Source organism: Candidatus Poriferisodalis sp., from assembly GCF_965203655.1.
Taxonomy (GTDB): Bacteria; Actinomycetota; Acidimicrobiia; order Acidimicrobiales; family Poriferisodalaceae; genus Poriferisodalis.
On sequence record NZ_CBDBDD010000008.1, the window covers coordinates 1 to 12,146 of the forward strand.

The window sequence follows — 12,146 nt, forward strand, 5'->3', positions numbered from 1 at the left end:
CCGTCGCGTCGCCGGAGACCTCTCGGTAGTCCCAGCCGCGCTCGCTCGCCACGGTCCCGGTGCCGAGCCTCGGCATCGCTTCGAAGAGCAGCTGCGCACTGGGCTTGCTGCGCGGCTGCCGCGCGCTGTCCTCGTTCGCGGGCGGCAGCGGGCGATGCAACGACACGATCAGATGGTCGCGTGCGCGGGTGCAGGCTACGTACATCAGTCGGATGCGCTCGAAGTGATCCGCTGCCTTCTCGCGTTCGGCCCAGAGTGCGTAGCCGGCTGTCTCGGCGCCGGCGCGCAGGCGCACTGCAGCAGCGCCGCAGCAGTGATCGAGGCCGTCGCGGTCAGCACCGGTGAAGCCCACGAGCGACGGCCGCGACCGGTTGCCGCCTTGGAGGCCGGCCACGATCACGATCGGGAACTCGAGCCCTTTCGCTGCGTGAATCGTCATCACCCTGACCGAGTCGTCGTCAGATTCAGGCAGGATCGCCTCGGTGACTTTGGCGCGTTCGGATGCCTGCATCGCGGCCCAGCGGAGGAACTGCCGCAAGCCTCCGTGCTGGCTGTGCGACCATGCCCGCGCCTGATCGATGACGTAGCGCACATGTCGCCAGACCTCGCGGGTTCGCCGCCCGGCTGCGGCCTGCTCGAGCACGCGCCGCTCGCGTACCAGGCGGTCGAGCAGCACCGAGGGGGCGGCAAGGGCGTGCTCGTCGTAGAGACGCCGCAGGTGCTGCATGCCTGCGGCCACGGGGTGCTCGGCGCCGTCCGGCACGGCAGAGAAATCGGAAGCGAAGAGGCTCCATGACCCGACCGCGCAGTAGTACGTGTACAGATCGTCGTCGCCGCACCCGTACAGCGGCGTGCGCAGAGCGCTCACTACAGCGAGCGCGTCGTCGGGGTCGGCAACGGCCCGCAGGCACATCAGCAGGTCACGCACCGTCCGGGAGCGCCACACGAACTCCGATGCGTCGAGGCGATACGGCACCTGCGCTGCGGTCAGCCCCGCTTCGAGCTGCGGCAGGCATGTCCGCGTCGGGATGAGGATGGCGATGTCGCCGAGGCGGGCTGGCCGCTCGCCGCCGCGGTGACGGTCTTCGACAGACCATTGATTCGCGAGGATCTCAGTGATGACGCCGGCGATGTCGGCGGCCTCCGCGTCGCGGATGCCTTGAGCACTGAGGTCGCGATGCCCGCTCAGGCCCAGCGCCACGACTGCGGGCCCCTGGCCCACAGCCGATCTCGATGCGTGCATGGGTGCATATTCGGGGTGCAGCCGCTCCGAATGCTGTGGAGCTGTGCCGGCTGCCGCGGGCGGCTCGGCACCGGCGTCGTGCGCCGCGGGTGCGAGCTGATCGGCCGGATCGCTGCCGCGGGCAGCCATCAGCCGATCGAAGGTGTGGTTGACCCAGTCGATGATGGGCTCCGTCGTGCGGAAGTTCGTGACCAGCGCCGCCGCTGGCTGCGAACTCGCGAAGCGGTCCCGGGCATCGAGATACAGGCTGATGTCGGCCCGACGGAACCGGTAGATCGACTGTTTGGGATCGCCGACGAAGAACAGCTGCCCGTCCACGGTGTCGATGTGCTGCCAGCCGTCGGGCACGGGTTCGTCGGCATCGACCACGGCCGCGATGCGCGTCGCGATCTCGATCTGGATCGGGTCGGTGTCCTGGAATTCGTCGAGCAGCAGGTGCCGGTACCGCCGGTGCAGCGAGTCGCGGGCGTCATGTGACGACTTCAGCAGGTCCCGGGCGCGGACCAGCAAGTCGTGGAATTCCAGCCGCCCGTTGGCGCGCCGCTGCTCTGCGGCTTCGAGCGTGAAGCGAGCGACGTGGCTGCACCACGCGGAGATCACCTGCTGCAGCGCCTCGGCCGCCGCCTCGGTGCAGTGCACGCGCAATGCGGTGAAGTCCTCGCGCACCGACGCGATGTCCTTCCAGTTCTGGGCTTGCCCTGTCCCCCTGCGACGGGTGCCGATCTTGGGGACGCCGTGACGGGAGTCTTCGGCATCGAGCAGCACGCCCAGCGCCTCGGCGTCGTTGCGCGCCCATCGCAGACGTGCCACGAACTCCTCGAGCTGCCCGAAGCGGGCCAGCGCCTTGTCGCCGGGATCGCTGCACTCGCGCCTGCGCGCGCAGAGCGCACTGCCGCGGGCCACCAGACCGTCGATCTGCAGCGGCGCCGGCTCGAATGGCCGGTCCGGCGGCCTGATGCGGTCCCAGTTGGTGCCGAAGGCAGCGCCCACCTCACGCAGATCGGCAGGCGTGACGCCGGCCGCGTCGAGCATCTGCACGAGCCACAGCGCATCGTCGTCGGCCAGGAGCTCGTTGACGAAACTGCGCCAGCGGTCGTCGAACTCGACATCGCTCGTGATCTGATCAAGCGTCTCGAACAGCGGCGGTAGCCCGGCTTCGATGGGATGCTCGCTGAGGATGCGGCGAGCGAAGCTGTGCAGCGTCGAGATGGCTGCGCTGTCGAGCCCGTCTAGCGCGTCACGCAACTGCTGGCACGTCCGGGCGTCCTGCGACCCTGCCAATCGGGCGTTCAGCTCCGCGCGGATTCGATTGCGCAATTCGGCGGCGGCCTTCTCGGTGAACGTGATGGCCGCGATCGCGCTGATCGGCACGGCATGCTCGCCCGACACCAGCTCGACGATGCGACCGACCAGCGCGGTGGTCTTGCCGGTGCCCGCGCTGGCCTCCACGAACATCGTCGAGCCGACGTCGTGCACGACACGCTCGCGTGCGGAGTGATCGACAACCGCTGCCGACGCTGCCGGCCCGGCGCCGATTGACGCGCTCATAGCGGCCCGTCCATGTGACGCCCGTACGGTGACGCCGCGTTGGCCTCGGCCGCTGCGCCCGGTGCGTCATGCTCGTCGGGCTCGGCCAGGCGGCTGAATCCCTCGAGCAGCGGCTGGTGCCGCTTGCGCATCCAGTCGTCGCGGACATCGCCCGAGCTGATCCCGTCGGGATCGCAGTACGGGCATGCCACGAAGGGCAGGCGATCGTCGCCGGGGCGCGCATAGCCGGGGAACACACCGCCGCGGATGCCCGCCACGATGACTTCGATCACCTGCGCGAACCGCCGCATCACCTCGTCGTCGACGGCGAGATCGATCCACTCCCAGTGGCCGGGCTGGCTCGAGATGAACCAGTAGGCGGCGTGATCTGCTGCGCCGGCGGTCGCAGCGCCGCGAAAGTGCTCAGCCGCAGCCAACGCATAGACGGGAAGCTGCAGCTTCGTGCCTCGCAGGGTGGGATCGGGCTCGGCCGTCCGCGGCGTAGTGGCCGGCGTCAGGCCCCGGTAGCTGCGCGGCGAACCGGTCTTGTAGTCGATGACCACCAACGCGCCATCGTCCGTGCGCTCCACCCGGTCGATGACGCCTCGAAAGCGCACGGTGCGACCGTCCGTGAGGTCAAACGCGACGGCCCCGACCGCGGAATCGGCAAAGCCGAACCGGAACTCCGACCCTTCGATCTCACCGCGGGGCGGCCGGTGCTTGTCGCCGTCTCGCTCCAGCATCTCGGCCAGATCACTCAAGATCGCGGCCCGGTCACGCCGCCACAGCAGCGGCGAACCGGTCAGGCCTTGTGCTTCGCGCCGGTCTGCCAGCCCGCGGCCGATTGCGACAAGCTCGTCGCGGTCTTCGTCGGAAGGCGGACGCTGCGGTCCCGGCGGCATGCGGCCCGGACCGCTGAGGGCCACGGGCGCGCCCCTGCCTGCCGGCTGTCGATTCGCTATCAGCGGCTGCAAGAAGCGATCGATGGCCTCGTGCATGAGCTGGCCTCGTTCGAGCGGGCTGAGCCGCAGGATGTCCTCGGGCTCTTCGACGGCCTCGATGCCGAGCAGATCCTCGAACAGGTAGCGCCGCGGGCAGGTGGCCCAGTGCTCGAGACGGGTGGCGGACATGACCTTGGCCAGCGCGCCGTCGGCATCGATGACGTGGGTCAGGTTCCCGTCGAAACGGGTGAACTCGCTGCTGGCGCGGGCGTCGGTCAGCGAGACGCCCCTGCGCCATGCGGGGTCGCGCCACAGTGCATGGCTCGCGACCGGGTTCCCGCTCGCACGATGCGCAAGCAGGCTGGCCGCGTCGTACTCGGTGACCGTGGCCGGAAAGCCGGCCGAGCGAATCCCGGCGAGATACGAGGGGGCCTCGACGATGTCGTCCACCGTGCTGTCGAGCGCCGCTGCACTGAGGCTGTCGCCGTCCACAAGGCCGTCGGCGAAGTACTCCTGACCGCTTTCCGGGCGGCCCGCCGGGTTCTCCGCAGCATCGGCGCCACGAGCATCACGCTCGATTCGGCGAGCGGTGTTGATGAGCAGGCGTGACGGCACGTACTCGCAGTTGCGACGCAAGTCGCCGCGTGGCAGCAGCAGTGTGCAGGCGTGGCGGGCGCCGGCCATCGCGGCCAGCAGCGCTCGATGCTGCTCGGCGGTCGCGTCGGTCTGCAGTGCCAGTGCGCCGCCCAGTGCACGGCGCTCGTCCTCGTTGATGAGGCTGTCGGGCACGGGACGCGAGGGGAAGATGCCCTCGGCCAGGCCCACGACGTACGTGCGATCGACAACGATGTCGATTGCGCCATTGACATGACCGACGTACACGCCAATGCCCTCGGTGCCGCTGCGGCCGTGCGGTTGGCTGAGTTCGACTTCGAGCGCGCGGCGCATCACACCCAGCGTGACCCGCCTCTCCACCGTGCCGAGGTCGGCCAGCCGGTCGAGCACGCCTTCCACGCGCTCCGCGGCACTGCGCTCCCACGGCGGCCAATCCTGCGTCCAGCCGTCGCGTCCCACTGCTCCCAGGTAGCGCCGCAGCGAGGCGCGCATCCAGTCGCACAGGCTGCGCCACGTCTGGTGCTGCCTGCCCTGCTGCACGCGATCGCGCAGTTCTGCCGCGAACTCTGCTGCGGCACGGCACTCGCGGGCCTGCCGACGGAGCCATGCGACTTGGGCGTCTGCCGATGCTTCGCCATGCGCTCTCAGCCGTGCTTGCTCTTCCAGCCACTCGGCGTGAGCCGACAGCCGGACCTCCCAGTCGTCACCGCTGACCACATGGGCTGCGCGAGCCAAGCGCTCCCACGCCGAGTCGGGCACGAAGAAGTGCGCGTCAGCATTTCGCTGGCGGGCCTGCCGGCGCGGGATCTTGGCACCGGCAAGCAGATCGAACACTTCGCGGCGCCCGAGAACGGGAGCGCCGTTGCCGTCGTCGGCCAGCGCGGTCAAGCCCAAGGCAAAGCGACCGTAGATCGACTCGCTCAGCGTCCGTGCGGTGCTGCCGTACGTGAGCACGCCCGCAGCCTCGAATTGCTCTTCGAGCATGCGTCCGTAGGGCTCGGCCGCCGCGTAGAACACCGCGGCGCGGCCGGGGGCTACACCGTCGTCGAGATCGGCCAGTACGGCGCGCACCACAGTGCGCGCTTCCTCGTCGGGGTCGGTGACGCTCATGATCCGCGTGCCGGTCGGCGGCATCGCCTCATGGGCCGGCAGCCCGGCGCCCAAGCGCTCGCAGACCGCTCGCGCCGATGCGTCGGCTGCATGATCGCCGGTGACGCCCACCAGTACATGCAGCGGCTTGCGGCGCGCGGCCAGCGTCCACAGGCCGAGTGCGCGTACCAGTCGGGTCTCGGGCTCGCTGAGCCGTCGCGGCAGGTACAGCACGATCTCGCCCGGGTCGAACGCGAGGGCATCCGGCGGCGCAGCCTCCGCGTGTGCAGCGGCGGCCTGCAGGAGTTCGCTCGTGTCGTACCACTTCGGTGCGAGCGCTGACCTGATGCGTTCGCAGATGGCGACGACGGCCGCTGCGCGCGCCGAGGTCGCGGCGACCTGCCTCAGTTGGTGCGGCGAGAGATCGCGCAGCTCGCTGTAGGCCCCCGCCAGTGCCTCCGCGGTGCGGTGGTGGTCGGCCACTGGCCCGAAGAGCGCAGCATCGTGGCGAAGCGCCTCGCGCACGGCTGCCGTCAGCACCATGGTGCCGTGCGGCCGCCGACCGGCAGCTTGCAGGGACGGCCCGGCCAGTCGATCGGCGAGAGCCCCGAATGTCAGCGTGTCAAGCGCCGCAATGCCGCCGCCGATCGCCTGCACCGTGTCGCCTGATGCCTCGCCTCCCTCATCGACGACCCCCGGTGCGAGGGCCCGGCGCAGCGCCAGCCCGGTGTAGTTGGACGGCACCACGACGGTGACCGGTCTCAACGGGTCGCCCGACTTGGCTTCGGCCACCAACGCAGCCAGCGCCTGTCGTGCCGGTTCGCCGAATTCGACTGGCATCACGCGCAACGCGCTGTCGTCATGCCGTGCCCGAGGCCCTCCGCGGTCTGCAGGCTGTGGCGCGGTTCCGCTCGCCAGGTCGCTCATGAAAGCGACACTACGCAGGGCGTGTGACAGGACACGCTGTTCAGGGGGGGGGGGGGGGTATGCGGGATGGTGCCGAAACCCGATCAGGTCAGGACGGGCCTCTCAGGCGCCGCATGATGGCGCGGGCTGCGTCCTCCTTGGTCGCCTGCTGGGCTCTTGGGACTGCTCGTGTGGGGTGCGGAGTGTCGCAGCGTGGGGATCCAGGATTTCTTCTCATTGCGTGGCTGGCGGCGGGTCGAGCGTCTCGCTGGTGGGTGGGGCTGCGGGCGTGGGGGGCTGGGATGTTTGTGGTTGTCGTGGTGTCGTGGTGTGTGCTGCGGCGCGGCCGGTCGGCTAATGTGCGAGGCGACTCTCGCTCAGGAGGTGCACATGCCCGCCAGGACCGTACACAACGCTTCGGGGTTCGCAGCGGCGCCTTTGGCGCGCGGGCGCGCCGATTCTGCGGGGGGGGGGGGGGGTAGAGCACTAGCTCGCCGTGGCGTCCGCCTGCGCCTGGCCGCGCTGCTGCTGGCCGCGCTGGCTGCGGCGGTCTTGGCTGCATCGAGCCCGGCCGTCGCCCAGACCGTCCCCGATGGCGGGGAGGAAGCCTGGTCCGCCACGCTGACGGTCCAGACACGGGTAGACGGGGTCACGCGTGGCTGCGACATCAGCGGCGCCAACCGATGCGCTGCGCATTTGACTGACCCCACCTTCCAGATCGGGACCACGACCTACACGGTGGTAGCGGTGACGGGCGGTACCAGCGCGTTGGCGATAACGACCAGGCCCGCCCTGCCGTGGGGTCGGGTCGCGGGCTGGCAACTGGCGATAAACAGAGGCCCATCTCGCGGGCTGAGCACGTACACGGCGCGCGCCGAGTCTGTGAGCATCATCGTGTCGGTGTCGGGTTACCCGTTCACGGCGGGCGAATCGGTGAAGCTCACGCTGTACAGGCCCTATGAGGACGTAGCGGCCGAGGACGCGCGGAAAGGGGCCAGCCGCTCGGGCGCGTGCGGCTCGCCAAACCTGGAAGGCCTATCGGCTGCCAAGCAAGCCGTTCAGGCAGAAAGCGCCGAGAAGGGCTTGTGGCATTGCCACGGCGACGGCGTCTATCACCGGCACCCGGATTGGCGCTACCGTCACCCGGCCCCCGGCCAAACGGTGCGCCCGACCCCGGACCCCAACCCCGTCCCGCCTCCTCCTGCGACTGCCCCGTCAGGCGCATATACGCAACAGAAAACGGGTGCTCCGGCTATCAAGACCGAAGGCTTCGGCAACTGGCACTCGCACCCTGACGGCAGGTTCCACCGCCACGCGGGCGGGCATTAGCCATAAGCGACCCGCCCCCGCGCCGCCGCGGCTGCCGTCAGCGCATCATCCGCTGACAACCCGATCAAACTCCTCCGAGAGCAGCACCTCGATGCGCGACATGGGGAAATCGTCATGGCAGCGCCTCGAATGACCCGAAGCGATGTACTCCCCGGCGTGAGTCAGTGGGCAGCGAGCGCCTTGAGTCTCACAGCAGACAGGCGCTTGAGCTGCTGGTTGCGCGGGTCGACTTCGATGCCGGCCGACTCCAGCGCAGTGAGGCCCAGGAGCGGCTCGACGTCGTCGTCGACGAACACGACGGTGCCGCCGACTGTCTCGTCCATGAACTTCAATTCGGCAAGCCCGATGTCGAATTGCAGCCGACGGCCGTCCGCCATCTCATATGTGCGAGATCCGAACGGCTCGACGCCGATGGCCTCGAGGTGCTGGCGCGGCACCAGCGAATCTATGGCGCCGGTGTCCACCAGGAACTCGCCTTGCCAGGCGCGGTCGCGTGCTGCTGGGTTCTTGACGGTGACGGTGATGTGCGTGGTGCCCACAGGAGGCCTCCTCTGTCGAACAGGGCGTAAAGACGGCAGCCGACGGCTGCGTCGGTGAGCCTCGCGTACGTCGCGAGTCACATCACCATCATTTTCGGGCACGGAATCTTCTGGAGTCGACGTCATGGGTTCATTGTCGCAGCGAAATCGCGTCAGTCGCGACCCACCAACTGACAGACCTCAGGTGCCCGCGCGCCGGGCCATGACCGACATCACCCGATATATTGGGTGATGACTACCCAAGATATCGGGGAACTACGGCCGGAGACATGAGTTCAATATCTGCCCAGGAGTACGTGCCGCGCCTGGCAGACGCCAAGCTCCGAGACACCCTGCAATTCTCGCCTGCGGTGGTGATCGAGGGTCCGCGGGGGTGCGGAAAGACCACGACCGGGAACCAGGCGGCGGCGTCATTCCTGGCCGTGGATGAGATCGAGCTGGCCGATGCGTCGCGTGCCGCACTGCGCAGCCTGCTGGACCGTCCGGCCCCGCTGTTGGTAGACGAATGGCAGATCGCTCCCGCCATCTGGAATGCGGTGCGGCGGGAGTGCGATCGGCGCGGCAGCGCTCCGGGCCAGTTCATTCTGACCGGCTCGTCGACACTGCCCGACAATCCGATTCGCCACTCGGGTGCGGGCCGGCTCGCGCCGATTCGTCTGAGGACGTTCTCCTCGTTCGAGACAGGCATGTCGAATGGAGCCGTGTCTTTGGGTGCCCTGCTGAGAGGCGACGCCGTGGATGCTGTCGCGGAGGAGTCTCTGTCTCGCCTGGAGTTGTGCGAGGCGATCTGCCGGGGTGGTTGGCCTGCGACGTTGAAGATGCCGCTCTCGGGGCGCTGCGCTATGTCGACTCGTATGTGGACGCGATGTGCGGCATCGACATCCGGCGCAGTGCAGATGCGCCCCCGTACACGAGCACCGAGACCGCTCGGCGCGTGTTGCGGTCACTGGCTCGAAATCTGGGCACCGTCGCCTCGGCGAGTGCGCTGGCTCGTGACACCGCGGAAGGCGAACCGCGACCTCCTTTGGACCGCAAGACGCTTCCCGCGTACTTGCAGGCCTTCGAAGACGTCTATCTGCGGGAAGACTGCCAGCCTTGGGGCTTCCAGCCCGCCTCGAAGCAGGCAATGCGAGTGACGCCCAAGCGCTTCTTGGCAGACCCATCCGTCGCGACCTCGGTGCTCAGGGTCGGTCCCCGGCGGCTAGCGGAAGAACCCGAGTACTTGGGCGGAGCCTTCGAGTCGCTGGTCATGCGAGACCTGCGGGCCTATGCCGACGCGAACGATGCCGAGGTTCGGTACTACGCAGAGAGCGGATTCGAGGTCGACGCGGTAGTGGAAGACCGCGACGGCAGGTGGACAGCAGTGGAGGTCAAGCTGAGTTGCAACGACGTGTCGCTCGACAAGGCGAAGCGAGCGTTGAAGCTGCTCGCCCAGCGAACGCGGGACGCGGGCAAGCGACCGCCCTCCAAACTGGTTGCAGTGTTCGGAGTAGGCGCCCCGGGCAGTCACACGGGCCTGCGAGTGGCGCGTGAGGATGACGGCGTCGCCGTCGTTCCCGTGGCGGCACTCGGTCCCTGAGCAACTGCGGCGAGCTATCCCGCCGCGGCAGCGAGCCCCTTGAGTCTCACTGCTGGCAGGTCTCAGGTGCCGGCGAGCCGGGCCACCACCGGGGCCATCGCATCGACCTCGGGGTCGTGCACGATGATGTAGCTGGCGCCGTAGGTCTCGCGATGGTGGTGCAACTGCTCGCAGATGTCGTCGACCGTGCCGGCCAGTACCAAGGGCACCTCGCGGGCCTCGTCCAGCGTCAGCCCGAAGCCGGGAGCGAACTGCTCCAGGATGCTGTCAGCGTCCTCGGTCACCAGCGCCATGAACGTGTTGAGCTGGATCTCGATGTCGGCGAAGCGGTCGCCGGCGGCATCGGCGATCCACTGGCGGCGCTCTGCGAACTTGGCCGCCACCGAGCTGCGGGCGGCATCGGGCCCCACGGTGCCCGACCGCAGATTGGGGTTGAGGCTGATGATGTCGGCCAGGCGGGCAGCCTCACTCAGCACCCGCTTGCCGCCGCCGCCGATGATGACCGGCGGGCCGCCGGGAGAGTGGGGGAGCGGGCGGCCGACCATGCCGGAGATCTGGTAGTGCTCGCCGTCGTAGTCGAAGGGTTCGCCCCGCCACAGCCCCTTGATGACCTCCAACGCCTCGATCATGCGATCGATGCGCACACCCGGGCGGTCCAGCGGGATGCCCGATTGCTCGTAGTCGTCGGTCAGCCAGCCGGCGCCGATGCCGAACTCGGTGCGGCCCTCCGCGAGCAGGTCGAGCGTGGCGAAGTCCTTCGCCAGCACCGCGGGGTGGCGATAGTCGGCAGCGAACACCAGCGTCCCCACCCGCAACGTCGTGGTGATCTCCGCCGCAACAGCGGGATGCACGATGGGCGACCAGCTGTCCCAGAAATGGTCGTGGCAGAACAGCGACGAATAGCCCAAGTCCTCAACCTTGCGCGCCATCTCGCGGAACGCCGCAGGACTCTCCGGCTTGCCGTACTGGACGCCGAATCTGAACGGATGCACGGCGGCAGGCTACGCGCTGCCGATCCGCCCCCGACGACGGCCGCGCGTCAACAGCGCGAAGCCGCGATGCTGGGTGCTGGCCGCCGGTGCCGGGCGCTGGCGTCGGCCACCAGTGCCGGTCCGGGCGCTAGATCTGAGTCTGCTGGTGCAGGAAGGAACGCTCCGCCAGGCCGTGCCACTCGGCGATGCCGTCACGGAACTCCCGCCACGGTGCCAAGATGGCAGCGAAGCGAGCGTCGTCCGCCGCCACGCCGTCCAGCACGTTCTCGGTCTCTTCCTTGAACGCTGCCATCAGCTCGGCCGGGAACTCGCGAATACTGGCGAATTCCTTGACGCGCTGGAGGTCGGCCTGGTTGCGCACGTCGTAGTCGGCGATCGTGTTGATGTTCGCCGATGCCGCCGCAATTTCGATGGCTGCCTGGTACTCCTCCGGAAGGTCGTTCCACAGCGACAGCGGGAACTGCACCTCTACTGCCGTGCCCGGCTCCCACCAGCCTGGGTGGTAGTAGAACAGCTCGCCGGCGAACTGGTCCAAGCCCAGGATCAGGTCGTCGGTGGGTCCCACGAACTCGGCGCCGTCGATCGCGCCCTGCTGGATGGCGGGCAGGATCTCGCCGCCCGCCAAGGTGACCTGCTCGCCGCCGAGGCTCTCGAGGACACGCCCCGCAAGGCCGGGGATGCGCATCTTCAGGCCCTGCAGGTCGCTGACCGAATTGAGCTCCTTGGTGAACCAGCCGCCCATCTGGCAGCCCGTGCCGCCGGCCGGGAAGGCAATGACGCCATGCTCTTCGGCGTAGAACTCGTTGAGCATGTCGAGGCCGCCGCCCTTGTACAGCCAGGCGTTCTGCTGTCGTTGCGTCAGCCCGAACGGGACGGCGGTGCCGAACTGCTGCACGGGGCTGAGGCCCACGTAGTAGTACGACGCCGTGTGGCCGGCCTGCACGCCCACGTCACGCACGGTGGGCAGCACTTCGAGGCCGCCCACGATCTCGCCGGCCGGTCGAGGATTGATCTTGAACCTGCCGCCGGTGAGCCGGCTCACTTGCTCGGCGAAGAAGTTGGCCGAGCCGAACAGGGTCACCAGCGCTGCCGGCCAGCTTGTGGCCATTTCCCACTCGATCTCGGGACCGTCCTGGGTGAGCGCCACCGATGTGGCCGGCGCGTCGGTGGCGGCGGGACCTTCGGTCGTCGCTGCTGTGTCTCCGTCGTCGGAGGTGCAGGCGTTGAGCACCGTGGCGGCCGCTGCGAATCCTGCTACGCCGAGACCGGCCTTGAGGAACGATCGCCGGTCAAAGCCGGCGTCTTCGATGACTTCATCGAGGGCAGTCTCCGGACTGGCCTCGTCGTGCATGGTCATAGGTAGTGCCTCCCCGCGGGCGCGCAAGC

General features: G+C 68.8%; 7 protein-coding genes and 1 pseudogene. 3 read left to right on the forward strand and 5 right to left on the reverse strand.

The genetic code is table 11. The annotated features are described in order from the left end of the window. Both ACOGW9_RS08625 and ACOGW9_RS08630 read right to left on the reverse strand, forming a co-directional pair. A partial coding sequence (locus ACOGW9_RS08625) for a UvrD-helicase domain-containing protein (RefSeq protein WP_419910314.1) occupies positions 1-2,791 on the reverse strand: 2,791 nt, incomplete at its 3' end. Continuing rightward, positions 2,788-6,342, reverse strand: coding sequence for a PD-(D/E)XK nuclease family protein (locus ACOGW9_RS08630; RefSeq protein ID WP_419854386.1), 3,555 nt, complete (start codon positions 6,340-6,342; stop codon positions 2,788-2,790). The genes ACOGW9_RS08630 and ACOGW9_RS08625, both read right to left, overlap by 4 nt. A 675-nt stretch (positions 6,343-7,017) precedes the next feature. On the opposite strand from ACOGW9_RS08630, the gene ACOGW9_RS08635 reads away from it, so the two are divergent. After that, entirely contained in the window at positions 7,018-7,650 is a 633-nt protein-coding gene (locus ACOGW9_RS08635) for a hypothetical protein (RefSeq protein ID WP_419910316.1), read from the forward strand. Between the two features lie 161 nt (positions 7,651-7,811). Here ACOGW9_RS08635 and ACOGW9_RS08640 read toward each other — a convergent pair whose 3' ends face one another. Further along, positions 7,812-8,189, reverse strand: coding sequence for a clan AA aspartic protease (locus ACOGW9_RS08640; protein WP_419854384.1), 378 nt, complete (start codon positions 8,187-8,189; stop codon positions 7,812-7,814). A 269-nt stretch (positions 8,190-8,458) separates the two neighbouring features. Here ACOGW9_RS08640 and ACOGW9_RS08645 point away from each other — a divergent pair. Beyond that, positions 8,459-8,857 (forward strand): annotated as a pseudogene (locus ACOGW9_RS08645) (AAA family ATPase); the annotation flags it as partial. Between the two features lie 107 nt (positions 8,858-8,964). Continuing rightward, positions 8,965-9,768 (forward strand): DUF4143 domain-containing protein, encoded by an 804-nt coding sequence (locus ACOGW9_RS08650; RefSeq protein WP_419854383.1) that lies wholly within the window; start codon positions 8,965-8,967, stop codon positions 9,766-9,768. Between the two features lie 62 nt (positions 9,769-9,830). On the opposite strand, the gene ACOGW9_RS08655 is transcribed toward ACOGW9_RS08650, so the two are convergent. Both ACOGW9_RS08655 and ACOGW9_RS08660 read right to left on the reverse strand, forming a co-directional pair. Further along, the gene (locus ACOGW9_RS08655) at positions 9,831-10,760 is read right to left on the reverse strand and encodes a TIGR03621 family F420-dependent LLM class oxidoreductase (RefSeq protein ID WP_419854382.1); all 930 of its coding nucleotides are present in this window, start codon (positions 10,758-10,760) and stop codon (positions 9,831-9,833) included. 127 nt (positions 10,761-10,887) lie between these two features. Beyond that, positions 10,888-12,117, reverse strand: a complete 1,230-nt coding sequence (locus ACOGW9_RS08660) for a TRAP transporter substrate-binding protein (protein ID WP_419854381.1) — start codon at positions 12,115-12,117, stop codon at positions 10,888-10,890. Positions 12,118-12,146 lie beyond the last annotated feature (29 nt).

What these genes read in the sequence shown, in the direction of transcription:
- ACOGW9_RS08660 (WP_419854381.1), bottom strand. Translation starts at nt 12,117, where the DNA reads ATGACCATGCACGACGAGGCCAGTCCGGAGACTGCCCTCGATGAAGTC.
- ACOGW9_RS08630 (WP_419854386.1), bottom strand. Translation starts at nt 6,342, where the DNA reads ATGAGCGACCTGGCGAGCGGAACCGCGCCACAGCCTGCAGACCGCGGA.